At 68.2% G+C, this 16,590-nt stretch carries 13 protein-coding genes; 4 read left to right on the top strand and 9 right to left on the bottom strand.

All coding sequences use genetic code 11. The annotated features are described in order from the left end of the window. Positions 1-134: 134 nt before the first annotated feature. Positions 135-2,957 carry a bifunctional transaldolase/phosoglucose isomerase gene (locus ASG63_RS07105; RefSeq protein ID WP_056213621.1) on the top strand — a complete coding sequence of 941 codons (2,823 nt, stop codon included), beginning with the start codon at positions 135-137 and terminating at the stop codon, positions 2,955-2,957. Positions 2,958-3,086: 129 nt separating this feature from the next. Here ASG63_RS07105 and ASG63_RS07100 read toward each other — a convergent pair whose 3' ends face one another. Next, on the bottom strand, positions 3,087-4,532 hold the full coding sequence (locus ASG63_RS07100) for a helix-turn-helix transcriptional regulator (RefSeq protein ID WP_056213552.1): 1,446 nt from the start codon (positions 4,530-4,532) through the stop codon (positions 3,087-3,089). A gap of 205 nt (positions 4,533-4,737) precedes the next feature. Between ASG63_RS07100 and ASG63_RS07095 the strand changes: the two genes are divergently transcribed. Then, a complete protein-coding gene (locus tag ASG63_RS07095) occupies positions 4,738-6,183 on the top strand; it encodes an acetamidase/formamidase family protein (RefSeq protein WP_056213548.1) in 1,446 nt (481 codons plus the stop codon). A gap of 19 nt (positions 6,184-6,202) precedes the next feature. On the opposite strand, the gene ASG63_RS26385 is transcribed toward ASG63_RS07095, so the two are convergent. The 7 genes from ASG63_RS26385 to ASG63_RS07065 all read right to left on the bottom strand — a co-directional run bounded on the left by ASG63_RS26385 (position 6,203) and on the right by ASG63_RS07065 (position 13,590). Further along, the gene (locus ASG63_RS26385; RefSeq protein WP_244479842.1) at positions 6,203-6,550 is read right to left on the bottom strand and encodes a hypothetical protein; all 348 of its coding nucleotides are present in this window, start codon (positions 6,548-6,550) and stop codon (positions 6,203-6,205) included. Continuing rightward, on the bottom strand, positions 6,534-6,827 hold the full coding sequence (locus tag ASG63_RS26380) for a methyltransferase domain-containing protein (protein ID WP_244479841.1): 294 nt from the start codon (positions 6,825-6,827) through the stop codon (positions 6,534-6,536). The genes ASG63_RS26385 and ASG63_RS26380 overlap by 17 nt, the downstream gene beginning before the upstream one ends. A 413-nt stretch (positions 6,828-7,240) precedes the next feature. Then, entirely contained in the window at positions 7,241-7,570 is a 330-nt protein-coding gene (locus ASG63_RS07085) for a hypothetical protein (protein WP_056213546.1), read from the bottom strand. Positions 7,571-7,622: 52 nt separating this feature from the next. Next, on the bottom strand, positions 7,623-9,170 hold the full coding sequence (ppx, locus tag ASG63_RS07080; RefSeq protein WP_082559207.1) for an exopolyphosphatase: 1,548 nt from the start codon (positions 9,168-9,170) through the stop codon (positions 7,623-7,625). Between the two features lie 22 nt (positions 9,171-9,192). Beyond that, a complete protein-coding gene (locus ASG63_RS07075; protein ID WP_156394106.1) occupies positions 9,193-11,613 on the bottom strand; it encodes an RNA degradosome polyphosphate kinase in 2,421 nt (806 codons plus the stop codon). 120 nt (positions 11,614-11,733) lie between these two features. Then, positions 11,734-12,498 (bottom strand): hypothetical protein, encoded by a 765-nt coding sequence (locus tag ASG63_RS07070; protein WP_056213544.1) that lies wholly within the window; start codon positions 12,496-12,498, stop codon positions 11,734-11,736. Beyond that, on the bottom strand, positions 12,499-13,590 hold the full coding sequence (locus ASG63_RS07065; RefSeq protein ID WP_056213542.1) for an AI-2E family transporter: 1,092 nt from the start codon (positions 13,588-13,590) through the stop codon (positions 12,499-12,501). It lies immediately after the preceding gene. 252 nt (positions 13,591-13,842) lie between these two features. On the opposite strand from ASG63_RS07065, the gene purM reads away from it, so the two are divergent. Further along, positions 13,843-14,910, top strand: coding sequence for a phosphoribosylformylglycinamidine cyclo-ligase (purM, locus tag ASG63_RS07060; RefSeq protein WP_056213534.1), 1,068 nt, complete (start codon positions 13,843-13,845; stop codon positions 14,908-14,910). Continuing rightward, entirely contained in the window at positions 14,910-15,584 is a 675-nt protein-coding gene (gene purN, locus ASG63_RS07055; RefSeq protein ID WP_056213532.1) for a phosphoribosylglycinamide formyltransferase, read from the top strand. The genes purM and purN overlap by 1 nt, the downstream gene beginning before the upstream one ends. Positions 15,585-15,606: 22 nt before the next feature. Here purN and ASG63_RS07050 read toward each other — a convergent pair whose 3' ends face one another. Next, complete coding sequence (locus ASG63_RS07050) at positions 15,607-16,551, bottom strand: aspartate carbamoyltransferase catalytic subunit (RefSeq protein WP_056213529.1); 945 nt, start codon at positions 16,549-16,551, stop codon at positions 15,607-15,609. Positions 16,552-16,590 lie beyond the last annotated feature (39 nt).

Here is a 16,590-nt window from a genome sequence, read left to right as displayed (position 1 = left end):
TCCCCCGCCGGTCAGCGTGACCGGCCCCACCCTACCATCCTCTCCTCCCCTCGTTGGGGGGAGATGCACAGAACCGGTGATGGATGTCGGCGACGGGGCTCCCCGCCCGGCGCCCGGACGACGAGGAGTTTCCCATGAACCCGCTCAAGGCTCTCTTTCCCGAACAGGGGCAGGCCGTGTGGCTCGATTTCGTCGCCCGCGGCTTCGTTGCGCAAGGCAAGCTAAAGGCTTTGGTGGACGAGGACGGCCTGCGTGGCGTCACTTCGAACCCCTCGATCTTCGAGAAGGCCATCGGCGGATCGTCGGAATACGACGACGCCCTGAAATCCGTGATGGATCAAGGCGATGCGCGCGTCATCGACCTCTACGAAGGTTGCGCGGTGGCCGACATCCAGGCCGCCGCCGATGTGCTGCGCCCGGTCTACGACGAGAGCGACGGCGCCGACGGCTACGTCAGTCTTGAGGTGTCGCCTTACTTGGCTCTCGACACCGAGGAGACCTTGGCCGAGGCCCGCCGCCTCCACGCGATGGTGGCCCGCGACAACCTGATGGTGAAGGTGCCGGCGACCCGGGAGGGCATTCCGGCGATCCAGGCCCTGACCGCGGACGGCATCAGCATCAACGTCACACTTCTGTTCTCGGTCGACACCTACGAGGCGGTGGCCCGCGCCTTCATCGCCGGCCTGCAGGCCTTCGCGGCCAAAGGCGGTGACGTGTCGAAGGTCGCGAGCGTTGCGAGCTTCTTCATCAGCCGGATCGATGTCGCGGTCGACAAGGCCTTGGACGAGGCCGGCGGCTTCGACGACCTCAAGGGCAAGGTCGCCATCGCCAATGCCAAGCTCGCCTACCAGCGCTACAAGGCTATCCACGCCGAGCCGCAATGGCAGGCCCTCGCGCAGAAGGGTGCCAAGGCGCAGCGCCTGCTCTGGGCCTCGACGGGCGTGAAGAACAAGGCTTATTCCGACGTTCTCTACGTCGAGGCGCTGATCGGCCCCGATACCGTCAACACCATGCCGCCGGCCACCATGGACGCGTTCCGCGATCACGGCACCGTCAAGGCCGCCATCGAGAGCGACGTCTCGGGCGCGCAGGCCGTGATGGCGCGCCTCGCCGAGGCCGGCATCCACATCGAGACGGTCGCCGACACCCTGGTCGACGAGGGCGTGCAACTCTTCATCGACGCCGCCGATAAGCTCCTCAGTGCGGTGGCGGCCAAGCGCATCGACTTCCTGGGGCCGAAGCTCGACGCGCAGACTCTCGTGTTGGGCGAGACGCTCGGCGCCGCCGCCAAGAAGGCGGTCGAGGAGTGGCGCGCGTCCGGCAAGATCCGCCGGCTCTGGGCGCACGACAAGACCGTTTGGAGCGGGACGGACGAAGACCGCTGGCTCGGCTGGTTGCGCATCGTCGAGGACGAGCTCGACCATGTCGCCGACTACGAGGCCTTTGCCGAGGACGTGCGGGCGGGCGGCTTCAGCGACGTCGTCGTTCTTGGAATGGGCGGCTCGAGCCTCGGCCCGGAAGTGCTCGCCGAGACTTACGGCAGCCGCGAGGGCTTCCCCCGTCTGCGGATTCTCGACTCCACCGATCCGGATCAGGTCCGCGAGACGGAGGCCGCGATCAGCCTGCCGACCACGCTGTTCATCGTGGCGAGCAAGTCGGGCTCGACCCTCGAGCCCAACGTCTTCCGGGATTACTTCCTCGGCCGGATGAGGGAGACGGTGGGGGCCGACAAGGCCGGTGCCCATTTCGTCGCCGTCACCGACCCGGGTTCGGCCATGGAAAAGGCCGCGAAAACGGACAATTTCCGAAAGATCTTCTACGGCGTGCCGCAGATCGGCGGGCGCTACTCGGTCCTGTCGGCGTTCGGCCTCGTCCCGGCGGCGGCCTCAGGTATCGACGTGAGGGCCTTCCTCGACACCGCCCGGACCATGGTCCGCTCCTGTGGCCCGGCCGTGCCGCCTGCCCAGAACCCGGGCGTGCTCCTCGGCACCGCCATGGGGGCGGCTGCGCTGAGCGCTGGCCGTGACAAGGTCACGATCGTCGCGTCCCCCGGCATCGACACCTTCGGCGCCTGGGCCGAGCAACTCATCGCCGAATCCACCGGCAAGGCGGGCAAGGGCCTGATCCCCATCGACGGCGAGCCCGTCGACGTACCCGCCGTCTACGGCCGCGACCGCTTCTTCGTCTACCTGCGACTCGACGGCCGCGCCGATCCTCACCAGGACGAGGCGGTGCGCAACCTCGAGCGAGAAGGCCACCCGGTGGCGCACATCACCCTGGCCAACGAGGAGCAGCTGCCACAGGAATTCTTCCGCTTCGAGATCGCCACGGCGGTCGCGGGCGCGATGCTCGGTATCAATCCCTTCGACCAGCCCGACGTCGAGGCGAGCAAGATCGAGACGAAGAAGCTGTTCGATGCGGCCGAGAAGAGCGGTGCCCTGCCGGGCGAGACGCCGATCTTCGCCGACGAGACGATGGCCCTCTACGCGGATGCGGGCAATGCCGGCGCCCTGCCCCGGGCCACCGAAGGGCTCGAGGCGGCCATCGCGGCCCATCTCGCCCGGGCGAAGGACGGCGACTACGTCGCGCTCCTGGCCTATGTGGCGCGCAATCCCGGCCACCACGCGATCCTGCAGGAGGCCCGGGTGGCGCTGCGCGACACGCGCCGCCTCGCCACTTGTCTCGAATTCGGGCCGCGCTTCCTGCACTCCACCGGTCAGGCCTACAAGGGCGGGCCCGATACCGGCGTGTTCCTGCAGATCACGGCCGATCCCTCGGCGGATCTCGCGATTCCCGGTCGCAGCCTCGGTTTCGCCACGGTGGTAGCGGCCCAGGCCCGGGGCGATTTCGCGGTTCTGGCCGAGCGCAGACGCCGGGCCCTGCGCGTCCATATCAAGGGCGGTCAAGTCGAGGCCGGCCTGAAGCGCATCGCCGCGGCGATTCGAGCGGCGCTCTAGCATCGGCTCCAGGGCACCCCCGCCGGGGACCTCGAGAACCGCCCGCTTCCAACAGGGAGCGGGCGGTTCTTTGCCGAGGGAGCTGATCCGAAACGGACGCGGCGGCTCGGGCAGAGACGCGGCCGCGACCTACGACGCGAAGCCGTTGTCCCGTCCCCAGATGATGGCCTCGCCGCGGCGATGAATGCCGAGCTTCCGATAGAGTGCGGCAGCGTGGTTGCGCACGGTGTTGGGGGTCAGCCCCAGGCGCTTGGCGATGGCGCCGTCGCCGAGGCCCTGACAGATCAGGCGGAGCACCTCGCCCTCGCGGCGGGTGAGGTCGGGTCTGACCGGCGCTGGCTCCGACGAACTCGGATGACGCAGGCTGCCGAGCTTGTCGATCAGACCGCGGCTGAACCACGAGGTGTCGGCCATCACGGTCTCGATCGCATCGAACAATTCACGCTCGGAGCGCTTGCGATCGCTGATGTCCTGCAGCACCGCGAGGAGACAGGGTTCGTCGCCGATGGTGACGCTCTCGGCCGAGACGAGGCAGTCGAGATCGATTCCATCGCGGCTGCGCAGGCAGGCCTCGAAGCCGAGAACGCTGCCTTGCGCGGCAAGGTCATGGCCGAAGCGCTCGCGCTGAGCGCCGTTGGCCCAAAGGCCGATCGCATCGAGTTCGTGCCCCACCACGGCGTCCTCCGCATGACCGAAGGTCCGCGTGAAGGCTTGGTTGATTCCGATCACGGCGAGGCCATCGGCCCGACACAGCAGAGTCGGAACGGGCGTGAGGCGGAACGCCGTCGCGAAGCGCTCCTCGCTGTGGCGCAGGGCTGTCTCGGCCTTCTTGCGCAATTCAAGATCGGCGAAGGTGAAGAGCATGCAGGGCTCGTCGCCCATGTCGATGGGCTGGCCTGCCACGATGACGAACCGGGTACCGCCGTCGGGCAAACGCAGGCAGGCCTCCATCTGCGGGATCGTCTCGCCCGCGTTGAGGCGTGCGATGGCCAAGTCCCGGCTGCGGGCCTCGTTGAGCACGTCGACCTCATAGACGCTGCGCCCGATGATGTCCGCGCTGCGATAGCCCGTCATTTCCAGGAAGCCGAGATTGACCTTCACGTGGCGGAGGTCTGACAGCCGGCAGATCACGGCCGGTGCCGGGTTCGCGTTGAATGTCTTCTCGAAACGTTCTTCGGCTGCGAATTGCGAGGTGACGTCGGCCAGGATCAGCACGAGGCAATCGGGCTTGCCCGCCGCATCCCTGATGATGAGGCTGCGGATGCGCTGCATCACATCGAATTCGGGCCGGTCCGTTCGTCGGACATTGACGATGACCTCATCGAAGGTCTCGCCGGCGAGAACGCGCTCGATCGGCGTGCGCGTGATGACGTGGTTGTTGCGGTAGCGCAGGACAAAGGTCTCGCGAAATGCCGAGACCGTTCCGCCCAGTTCGGCGAGGTCAGCCGCCCCGTGCATCGCGAGGGCGGCCGCATTGGCCCAGGCAATGCGCTGATCGGGCTCGATGAGGATCACGCCCTCGGAGAGCCCGGCGATGATTTGGTGCAGCTGAGAACGGTCGACACCCGTCGTCAAAGGTTTTGGCATCCTGTGTACAGAAGCGGCGCCGACACCGGAGAGGACGCCCGGGTGCGTCGGCGCCCCTCACGCGAACGAATCCGTTCGCCCGAGGAACAAACGCAGGAGCGTCCGACTCGTTGCCGAAATGTTCCGGACCGGGAAGCGTGGCCGCTGCTTTGCATGCAATATTCCTGCTGAATGGGTTAGGCGGGAGATCGCGATGTGCCAAGGTGACGATCCGAGTTGTAGCCACTTTCCCGAGCACCGGCGGCGCCTGCTGGGCGACCTCGAACCGGAGCGGCGGGCCTTCCTGAAAAGCGGCTTCGTCGCTTCGGGTGGCGCCGCCGCTCTGATGGCCGGTGGCCTCACGTTGCCCGGTGTCGCCCTTGCCCAGGCGAGCGCGCAGCGTGGCCCCAAGCGGACGGCGCATTACCACCTGCCGGCCACGGCCGAGACCGTGCATTGGGGCTATTTCAGCCGCAGCCTGAAACCGCAGATCGAGATCGATTCCGGCGATTACGTCACCATCGAAACCCTGACGCACCATGCCAACGACGATGCCGAGCGCATGGTCAATGGCGATCCCGGTGCAGAGAGCGTCTTTCTCTGGACAAAGGAGAAGAAGGGCGTCGCCCGGCGCGGGGCCGGCCCGGAGGACACCAAATTCGGCCCCGGCGGCGGCCTCGGCGTGCATATCTGTACCGGCCCGGTGGCGATCCGTGGAGCCGAGCCCGGCGATGTCCTCGAGGTCCGCATCCTGGACGTGATGCCCCGCCCCTCGGCTAACCCGGCCTTCAAGGGCCGCACCTTCGGGAGCAACGCCGCCGCGAACTGGGGTTACCACTACAAGGACATGATCACCGGTGATCGGCCCCGCGAGGTGGTGACGATCTACGAGGTCGATGCCACGGGCGCGCGCGACTGGGCACAGGCGGTCTACAGCTTTCGCTGGCCGGGCGTGACGGACCCGTCCGGTGTCGACCACCCGACCATCGACTATCCGGGCCTGCCGGTGGACCACACCCGCACGCAGCGCAATTTCAATGCGCTCAAGGGCTTCCGCGTGCCGATCCGACCGCATTTCGGGACGATGGGCTTGGCACCCAAGGAAGCCGAGATGGTGAACTCGATCCCGCCGAGCTACACCGGCGGCAACATCGACAACTGGCGCATCGGCAAGGGCGCGACCCTCTACTATCCTGTCGCCGTGCCGGGCGCCCTGTTCTCGGTGGGTGACCCCCATGCGAGCCAGGGCGATTCCGAACTCTGCGGCACCGCCATCGAGTGCTCGCTCACCGGCACCTTCCAGTTCATCCTGCACAAGAAGGCGGACCTTCCGGGCACGGCCCTCGAGACCCTCGATTTCCCGATGATCGAGACGGCCGAGGATTGGGTGCTCTCGGGCTTCAGCTACCCGAACTATCTGGCCGATCTCGGGCCCGACGCGCAGACCGCGATCTTCGCCCAATCCTCCATCGACCTCGCCATGCGCGATGCCTTCCGCAAGATGCGCCGGTTCCTGATGCATGGACACGGACTGACCGAGGACGAAGCGATCTCCCTCATGTCCGTCGCGGTGGATTTCGGCATCACCCAGGTGGTGGACGGCAATTGGGGCGTCCACGCCATCGTGAAGAAATCGATCTTCCCGGTGCGAGTAACCTGATCCGCAGCCTTCGCGCCGGTCAGAGTCGACCGGCGCGCACGGACAGGGGCCAACGAATGTCCCGCTGCACGGTGGGGGCGCCCCAGGCCGCGGCCAGGGCATCTTGGAATGCCGTGATGAGCGCCCGGCCCAACGCCGTTTCCAATGCCCGGACCGCCGAACAGGTCTCCGTGTAGCTGATCAGCTCGGAGCGTCCCCAGGACAGCCTGATGGCAAGTTCTGGCATCGCAACGGCCGGGAAGGGGAACGGGAGCGTGCGATAGCCGTCTTCGACGTGGCGGCGCTCGGGCGGCCAATAGGGGCCGAGGGTTCCGCCATAGAAGCGCTGCGTCACGGCATCGATCGCCGCATCATCGATGTGCAGCACCCAGTATGTGGTGAGCGCCAGGATGCGCGACCCGTCGCACCTCGGTGTAGAAGGTCGGGAGTTCGAGCCAGTGGGCTGCCTGCGCGACCGGCACGAGGTCGCGCGCGCCGCCGGCTGACCGCTCCGCTCGGGCGGGCGCCACGCTGTAGGCGACGCGGGCATGTGGCCTCGCAGGGGCAACCTGCGCGGTGCTCGCATCCGTGGCGATGACGTGTTCGAATCGATCGGCAAGCAGGACTGAGAGCTGCCCGGTGCCGCAGGCGCAATCGAGGGCCACGGACTGCCCCGGCGCGGCATCCGCGAGCGCATCGGCCAGGGCCCCCCTGATTAGGTCGGTCGGTGCGCCGCATACTCGGCCGCATGGGCCGAAAAATGATCCTGGAAACACGTCATCGCTGTCAGGCCCTTCTGACTCAAGGGGCCGCCCCGAACCGACCGGGGCAGGTCCCGGTCGTGAGCGCCACGTTCCGAGCGAGAGGCTTGAGCCCGCGATCCGGGCGGTCCGGCGGCTCCCGGTCTTTGCTCGGGGATGTCTCGACCGCACAGACAGATTAATCGAGGCGGAGCCGCGGCTCTCGCTGCCGCCTCCCAGCTCGTGCCCTCCGAACGAAGTTATACGGAGCCTGGGCTCAGCACCGGGGCCGGCCCCTCGGAGACGTCGCCCCGAGTTGCCGACTTCGATCGCGTGCGTCAGCAGCTCAGGCGCCGACCTTCCCGACGGCCGAAGACCCGATAATGTGCGGCGCCGGATTCCATCTGGCCGCGATTGACGGCCCGGCGGACATCGGGGTTGCAGCGCAGGTATTCGGCCTCGTCGAAGCCATAGTCCCGTCGGCCGGAGCCGCGGCCGCGGTCCCGGAAATCGCCATCGCGATCGCGATATCCGTCGTCCCTACCCCGATATCCGTCGTCGCGGCCGCGATAGCCGTCTTCGTATCCGCGGTAGGGCTGGGCCAGGACAGGGCTCACCGAGCCGAGGACCGTCAGCCCCAGAACCGCCGCTGCACAGAGTGACTTCATGTCCGTAATTCTCCTTGCCGGACGCGGAAAACGGTTCCGCTTGTGTTTTGGTTCAATCCGCTGCGACGATCCGGCCTTCGAGGCCGAACAGGCGACCGAGACCGCGCACCCGGTTGAGGATCCGATCACCGGGAAGGGAACCCAGGTCCGCAGGAAGGGTCAGCGTCACCCGGCCACTCTCGATGGTGACGGAAATCCGCCCGAGGGCTCCCGCTATGCCGGCCGAGAGGGGAAAGGCGAGGCGCAGCAGGGCGCCGAGCAGACGGGCGCGCTCGAACAGGCGGGGGCCCGCCAGGTTGCGCAGCATCGGGCTCGCCTTCTCGGGGGCGATTCCCTCGTGGCGGAAGTAGATGGCCAGTGCCAGATAGGCCCGGCCTGGATGGTCGATCCCGACGAAAGCCGCGTGGGTGATCACGTTGACGCTCTGCTCGCCGCGGTAATCCGGGTGCGCCCGCCAGCCGATATCGGACAGGAGGCAGGCTGCGTGGCGCAGGCGACGCTCGTCGGCGGTCTCCGGTTGATCGAGGCTGGCGATGAAGCGGTCGCTCCAGGTGATGAGGTCCTCCGCATGGCCCGGCGAGCGGGCACGCAAGGTGTTCAATTCGGCCGCCGCCGCCAGAAGCGGGTCGGCAAGGCGTGCGTCGCGGTCGAGCTGCTCGTAGAGCAGGCCCTCGCGCACGCCGCTGGCGGAGACGGCGAGCTCGCGCGGACGTCCGATCCGGATGATCTCTTCCAGCACCACGGCCCCGTAAGCGAGGAGGGGACGGCGCGCTTCGGAGACGCTCTCCACATCCTGCAGCAGGGCCGCGTCGGTGCGCTCCACCACTTCGAGGAAGTTCAGCTCGTCCGACGGCTCGACGCTGTAGCCGTGCATGACGTGCAGCGGGTATCCCCGGGCCGATTGGTGCAGCCGCGCGAGCGCGCGCCACGTCCCCCCGACGGCGTAGAAGCTGCGCCCGCGCAGGGTCTCCAGCTGGGGCGCCGCCTTCTTCAGGTTCTCGCGGACGATCTTGAGGGCCTTCTTGACCGAGCCACCCGAGAGATCCTGGAGGGCAAGGCCGCCGAGCGGCATCGTCACGCCCATCCCCACCGTGGCCCCGCGCACATCCACCAGTTCCAGGGAGCCCCCGCCGAGGTCGCCCACGACCCCGTCGGGCGCGTGGAAGCCCGAGATGACGCCGAGCGCCGAGAGCTCGGCCTCGCGCCGGCCGGAGAGCAGTTCGATGCGCTGGCCGCAAGCGGCTTCCGCCGCGGCGAGAAATTCCTGGCCGTTCTCGGCGTCGCGCGCGGCGGCGGTGGCCAGAACGAAGGTGCGCGACACGCGCATGGTTTCGCACAGCACGCGGAAGCGCGCGAGCGCGACCAGTGCCCGGCGCACCGCCTCCTCGTTGAGGCGGCCCGTGGAGAGCACGTTGCGGCCGAGGCCGCACAGCACCTTCTCGTTATAGAGCGGAGTGGGCGCCCGGGTCAGGCCGTCATAGGCGACAAGCCGTACCGAGTTCGAGCCGATGTCGATGATCGCCACCGGCTCGATGTGGTCCCCGGCCCCGGACAAGGGGATGCCCTGGACGGGCGCGGGGCGGGCTGGGTCGAGGCCCATGCGGGCTCCTCTGGACGATCCGTCAGCCACGCTGCGCGCGTCGGCTCAGGGCGCGCGGGCTCGACTTCTTCGACGACTTGCCGCGCCCGGAGAGGCTCGGATTCGTCATGAAATACTTGTGCGCATTGAACGGCTCCTCCCCTTCGGCAGGTTGGATCCGTTCGCTGGCACCAGACGCCAGTACACGCCAGCTTTGGCGGTTGTCGAGGAGATTGGCCAGCATGATCTGGTCCAGCACCTGCTGATGCACCGTTGGATTGGTGATCGGCAGGAGCGCCTCGACGCGGCGATCGAGATTCCGGCTCATCAGGTCGGCTGACGAGATGTAGACGACGGCCTTGGGGTGGGGCAGCCCGACACCGTTGCCGAAGCAGTAGATGCGTCCATGCTCCAGGAAGCGCCCGACGATCGATTTGACGCGGATCGTCTCCGACAGCCCCGGGATTCCCGGGCGCAGACAGCAGATGCCGCGCACCACGCAGTCGATCTGGACCCCCGCCTGTGAGGCGTCGTAGAGCGCATCGATGATCTGCTGGTCGACCAGCGAGTTGCATTTGATCCAGATCGCGGCGGGGCGTCCGGCCTTCGCGTGGGCCACCTCCGCCTCGATGTTCTCCAAGAGACGCGGTTTCAGGGTCAACGGCGAGACCGACATCCGCTCCAGCTCGGCGGGCTCGGCGTAGCCGGTGATGAAGTTGAAGATCCGGCTGACGTCCCGCGCCACGGCGGGATCGGCGGTAAAGAAGGACAGGTCGGTGTAAATGCGCGCGGTGATCGGATGGTAGTTGCCGGTGCCGACGTGGCAGTAGGTGACGAGGCGGTCGCCCTCGCGCCGGACCACCATCGACAGCTTGGCATGGGTTTTGAGCTCGATGAAGCCGAACACGACCTGCGCGCCGGCCTTCTCCAGGTTGCGCGCCCACCGGATGTTGGCCTCCTCGTCAAAGCGGGCCTTCAGCTCGACCAGCGCCGTCACCGACTTGCCGAGCTCGGCGGCCTCCGCCAGGGCCGCGACGATCGGCGAGTTCGAGGAGGTGCGGTAGAGCGTCTGCTTGATCGCCACCACGTTGGGGTCGCGGGCGGCCTGGGCGAGGAACTGCACCACCGCGTCGAAGGATTCGTAGGGGTGGTGGACGATGAAGTCCTTTTGTCGGATCGCCGCGAAGACGTCGCCGCCGCTCTCGCGGATGCGCTCGGGGAAGCGGGGGTTGTAGGACTTGAACTTCAGGTCCGGCCGATCGATGCCGACGATCTGCGACAGCTCGTTGAGGGCGAGCATCCCCTCCACGAAGATCACCGCGTCGCTGCTGATCTCGAGCTCGTCGGCCACGAAGGCACGCAGGTCCTCGGGCATCCCGGCCTCGACCTCCAGCCGGATGACGACGCCGCGGCGGCGCTGCTTGAGGGCCGTCTCGAAATGCAGGACGAGATCCTCGGCCTCCTCCTCGATCTCGAGGTCCGAGTCGCGGATGACGCGGAACGCGCCCTGTCCGCGCAAGGCATAGCCGGGGAAGAGCCGCCCGGTGAACAGCACGATGACCTGCTCGATGGCGATGAAGCGGGCGGTCGCATCGTTCTCGGCATCCGGCAGGCGCACGAAGCGGTCGAGCACCGCCGGCAGACGGATCAACGCGCGCAGGGTCCGGCCGTCGCGGGGGCGCACCAGCATCAGTGCGATGGTGGAGCCGAGATTCGGGATGAACGGGAACGGGTGCGCCGGATCGATGGCGAGCGGCGTCAGGACCGGAAAGACGTGGTTGAGGAAGTAGTCCTCCAGCCACGCCTTGTGATCCTGGGTCAGGCCCGCGGGTTCCATGAGCTCGATGCCAACGCCGAGAAGTTCACCGCGCAGCTCGCGCCAGCGCGCCTGCTGGTCGAGGGCGAGGCGAGAGACCTCGGTCCCCACCCGCGCCAGCTGCTCGGCCGGGGTCAGGCCGTCCTGCGAGGGCAGGACGAGACCGGCACGAACCTGGTCGTGCAGGCCAGCGACGCGCACCATGAAGAATTCGTCGAGGTTGTTGGCCGAGATTGAGAGGAACCGGACCTGCTCCAGGAGGGGGTGGTTGGCGTTCGAGGCCTCCTCCAGCACCCGGCGATTGAACTGGAGCCAGGACAGTTCGCGGTTGACGAAGCGCTCGGGCGAGTGGCGCAGGGCGAGCCCTGCCTCCCGCACGGAATCACGCGCCTCCGCACCTGGGAGGCCGTCGGCGGGAGAGAGCGGCAGGTCTCCGGGAGGCGGCAGGTCGAGATCGGCATCGGGCAGGGCATTGGATACGGGCGCCTTGGCATCCGCGAGCGTGTCCCGGATCGGCTTCCCCGGCTGAGGTTTGGAGGCTACCGCTGCGGGCTGCCCGGTCCGCCGGGCGGCGGGCCGGGCAGCCCGCGTGCGGCCCTCGGTGACACGCGGGGTTCCGGCATCCGATGCGGTCGTGTCCGAGTCCATGTCCGCCAAGAGTTCGTCTCCTACAGGTCTTCGAGGGTCGGCGTCGTAGCATGGGCCGGGCCGGCGTTTGTGACGGTTGCATGACGGTCTTCGGCCGTTGGTCGTGTAGCCAGGCCGCCGTCAGATCGGGGCATGATCCCCGGGATCCGTCTCGTCCTCGTCCTCCGGTTCTTCGGCCCCGAAGCCGAGGCGCTCCAGCACTGCCAGCGCCAGTGGCTTGGTGATGCGTCGACCCCGGCTGAGGGCATCCCGGTCCAGGGCGGTGACCACTTCTCGGGCGCGCCCGAGGGAGCGGTCGATCCGCAGGGCCAGAGCCTCCACGATGGCGAGATCCACCACCAACTGCCGGTCGACGAACAGCTTGACGAGGACCGCGCGCAACAGGGCGTCGTCCGGGGGCAGGATGGTGGCGCCGGGGGCGAGGCGCAGGCGGGAACGCAGGTCCGCCGTCGCTAGGCCCAGCCCCTCCACCGAGGTGGCGGAAGTGACCAGCACCGGGCAGCCCCGTTCGCGCGCGAGGTTGAGGAGGTGGAACAGGGCCGCCTCGTCGCGGGGCGCGCTCCCGTCCGCTCCCACTCGGTCGATGTCCTCGATCACCAGGGCGCCGTTGGAGAGGAAGCGCGGCACCGTAGCGGCGGTGATCTCCGAAGCCTGGGCCGTCCAGGCGTGGGAGCGGGTCGCCCAGATCGAGGCGAGATGGCTCTTGCCGCTCCCCGGTGGTCCGGTGAGCAGGCACACCGTGTCGGGCCAGTTGGGCCAAGCCTCGACCAGCGTATAGGCGGCCTCGTTGGCCGGGCCTACGAGGAAGTCCTCGCGGCCGTAGCGCGGGTCGGCCGGCAGGTCGAAGGCCAGCTGCTTCGGGGGGACGGTGTCGCGGGTTGCCATTCAGGGTTCAGGCTTCGACAGGAGCGCGGGTGCGTCCGCGTAGTAGAGCGGACTCTGGAGGTAACGCTCTAGGACGAAGCGGACCAGCACGCCGATGGACGCCGCCACCGGAACGGCCAGCAACAGCCCGAGGAATCCGAACAGCGAGCCGAAGGCGAGGAGTGCGAACATCAACCAGACCGGGTGAAGACCCACCGATTCGCCCACGAGCTTGGGCGAGATAATGTTGCCTTCGAGGAACTGTCCCACCACGAACACCCCGATGGTCAGGCCGATATGCAGCCAGTCGGAACCTGGCCAGAACTGCGCCAGGGCGACCCCGACCGAGAGCAGGAAGCCGGTCAGCGTCCCCACGTAGGGGATGAAGGTGAGGAAGCCGGCGATCAAGCCGATGAGGACGCCGAAGTTCAATCCGACGAAGAAGAGGCCGACGGCGTAGAAGGTGCCGAGGATGAGGCAGACCAGGGTCTGCCCGCGGACGAACCCCGTCACCGCCCCGTCGATCTCGCGCCCGAGGCGCCGGACCACCGGGCGATGCCGGGGAGGCACCCAGCCGTCGAGGGTCGCGATCATCCGGTCCCAATCGACGAGGAGGTAGAATGCCACCACGGGCGTGACGACGAGGAGCGACGCGATGGAAATCAGCGCTTGGCTGCCCGACCACAAGGATTTCAGGAAGGTCAGGAACCAGGTGCCGCCCTGTCCCACCAAGGTGCCGACCTGCGACTGCAGATCGGTGAGCACGTCGGCGCCTCCCACCCGCTGCAGCAGTGGGCCGGCCCGTTCGGCGAGGATGCCCTGCAGCCGCGAGACCATGCCGGGCAGAGTCGCCACGAGGGCGGAGACCTGATTGGCGGCGAGCGGCACCACGAGAAGCAGGGCCACCACGAGCCCGACGACGAAGACCGCGAGGATGAGGAGCGAGGCCGAGAGCCGCCCGAGCCCGAGGCGCTCGAGTCGGTCCGCGATCGGGTCGAGGAGGTAGGCCAACGCGAGGCCCGCTACGAAGGGCAGCATGACGTCGGCGAGCAGATAGAGCAGGAGGGCGACGCCCACGAAGGCCATCAGCCCGATCATCGCCCTGCCGCGCATCGGCCGTTCCCCGTCCCAATCGTCGTGTGCGCGACGTCGCCGTTCGCGGATCAACAGTGGGAACGGGAGGGGACGCGGTCAAGGCTGCAGGGCGCATGCCGACGTTTCGCGTGCGCCGCTGTCGGAGCCTCGGCTGCGGACCTCGGTGCGAATCCCCGCGACCTGCGATGCGCTCGCTGCGAGGACGGACTCGCGAAGGCGCGCGGGAGCGGTTAGAGGTCGCGGAACACGGACCTTCGGAGAGCGGCGCGGATGACCGGCGAGCCCAGACACGGAATGACCTACGCGGACGCGGGCGTCGACATCGATGCCGGCAACGCCATGGTCGAGACGATCAAGCCGCTGGTGCGCGCCACGCGCCGGCCGGGGGCGGATGCCGAGATCGGCGGGTTCGGCGGCCTGTTCGATCTGAAGGCCGCAGGTTTCAAGGATCCGATCCTGGTGGCGGCCAATGACGGCGTCGGCACCAAGGTAAAGATTGCCATCGAGACGAACCGGCACGACACCATCGGCATCGATCTCGTGGCTATGTGCGTCAACGACATCATCGTACAGGGCGCCGAGCCGCTGTTCTTCCTCGACTATTTCGCTACCGCCAAGCTGGTGCCGGGGGTGGGCGCCGACATCGTGCGCGGCATTGCGGCCGGGTGCCGGCTCGCCGGCTGTGCGCTGATCGGTGGCGAGACTGCCGAGATGCCGGGCCTCTACGACGGCTCCGATTACGATCTGGCCGGCTTCAGCGTCGGGGCGGCCGAGCGCGGGACCCTGCTGCCGCGCGGCAACATCGTGCCCGGCGATGTCGTCCTGGGCCTGCCGTCCTCGGGCGTCCATTCCAACGGCTTTTCGCTGGTGCGCCGCATCGTCGAGAAGAGCGGCCTGTCCTACGATGATCCCGCGCCCTTCGAGCCTACCCGGACCCTCGGCGAGGCCCTGCTGGAGCCAACCCAGATCTACGTCAAGCCGCTGCTGGCGGCCCTGCGCACCACCGATGGGATCAAGGCCCTCGCCCACATCACCGGCGGCGGTTTCCCTGACAACCTGCCCCGGGTGCTGCCCGACGGCGTCGGCATCAGCATCGACCTCGACGCGATCATCCCGCCCCCGGTCTTCGGCTGGCTGTCGGAGGTCGGCGGAGTTGCCGAATCCGAGATGCTGCGCACCTTCAACTGCGGCATCGGGATGGTCGTGGTGGTGGCACCCGAGAGCGTGAGCGCCGTGTCGAAGGCCCTCGACCTTGGTGGCGCCTCCCCGGTCCGCCTCGGCCGCATCACCCCGCGTGGGGCCGAGCCCGTGACCTTCGAAGGCCGGCTCGCCTTCTGATGGCGGCCGCGCAGACATCATCGGTCGGAGGCAAGACCCGCGTCGCGATCCTCATTTCGGGGCGCGGCTCGAACATGGCTTCGCTGATCGCGGCGGCCGAGGCGCCGGATTACCCCGCCGAGATCGTGCTGGTGGCATCCAACCGGCCCGAAGCGCCCGGCCTGACCTACGCCGCCGAGCGTGGCATCCCGACCCGTGCCCTCGATCACAGGGCCTATTCGAGCCGGGAGGCCTTCGACGCCGCGCTGAACGCCGAATTGGAGGCGGCCGGCATCGACCTCGTGTGTCTCGCCGGATTCATGCGGATCTTCACCGCCGGGTTCGTCGAGACCTGGGCCGGCCGGATGATCAACATCCATCCCTCCCTGCTGCCGTTGTTCAAGGGCGTGCAGACCCATGAACAGGCGCTCGCCGCCGGGGTGCGGCTGCATGGCTGCACCGTGCATTACGTCGTGCCCGAGCTCGATGCCGGCCCCATCATCGCGCAGGGGGCCGTGCCGGTCCGGCCCGGCGACGATTCCGACGCCCTCGCCGCTCGGATCCTGGTGCAGGAGCACCGGCTCTATCCCCAAGCCCTGGCTCTCGTCGCGGGCGGAAAGGCCCGACTCGATGGCGCGCGGGTGGTATTCTCGGAGGAGGTGCCGGAGGTGGAGGGGGCGCTGCTCAGCCTGTAGGCGGGCAGACGCCGCAGCCGCCTCACGCGTTCGGCAGATGCGTCGCCAGGGCTTCCAGCACCGCCATGCGAACGGCCACGCCCATCTCGACCTGCTCTCTGATGAGCGACTGCGCCCCGTCGGCGATTTCCGAAGAGATCTCGACGCCGCGGTTCATCGGGCCCGGATGCATCACGAGGGCGTCGGGTGCGGCCAGCCGCAGCTTGTCGGCATCGAGGCCGAAATAGCGGAAATATTCCTTCACGGAGGGGACGAAGGAGCCGTTCATGCGCTCGCGCTGCAGGCGCAGCATCATGACGATGTCGCAGCCCTCCAGGCCCTTGCGCATGTCGGTGAAGACCTCGACACCGAAGCGCTCGATGCCGGTGGGCAGCAGGGTCGAGGGTCCGATCACCCGGACCCGCGCACCGAGGGCCTGCAGCAGGATGAGGTTCGAGCGGGCCACGCGACTGTGCAGGACGTCGCCGCAGATCGCGACCCGCAAACCTTCGATCCGGCCCTTGTTGCGCCGGATCGTCAGCGCGTCGAGGAGCGCCTGCGTCGGGTGCTCGTGGGCACCGTCGCCGGCATTGACCACCGCACAGTCGACCTTGCGGGCCAGGAGGTGCACGGCGCCGGCCGCGTGATGGCGCACCACGATGATATCGGGCCGCATGGCGTTGAGGGTGGCGGCGGTGTCGATGAGGGTCTCACCCTTCTTCACCGAGGACGAGGCCACCGACATGTTCATCACGTCGGCTCCAAGGCGCTTGCCGGCGAGCTCGAAGGAACTCTGCGTCCGCGTCGAGGGCTCGAAGAACAGATTGATCTGGGTGCGGCCGCGCAAGGTGGTGCGCTTCTTCTCGACCTGACGCGAGAGGGCTACGGCGTCCTCCGCCCGGTCGAGGAGGATCTCGATGTCGGGTCGGGTGAGCCCCTCGATCCCGAGCAGGTGCCGGTGGGGGAAGCTGGGAGGGGCGGCTGTCATGGTGGGTCCAGGGCTATAGGCCGCCCCGCAGGGGCCGGC

The organism is Methylobacterium sp. Leaf94 (genome assembly GCF_001426045.1).
GTDB lineage: Bacteria > Pseudomonadota > Alphaproteobacteria > Rhizobiales > Beijerinckiaceae > Methylobacterium.
The sequence above is the reverse complement of the archived record's forward strand: the minus strand, read 5'-3'. Positions and strand labels throughout refer to the sequence as shown.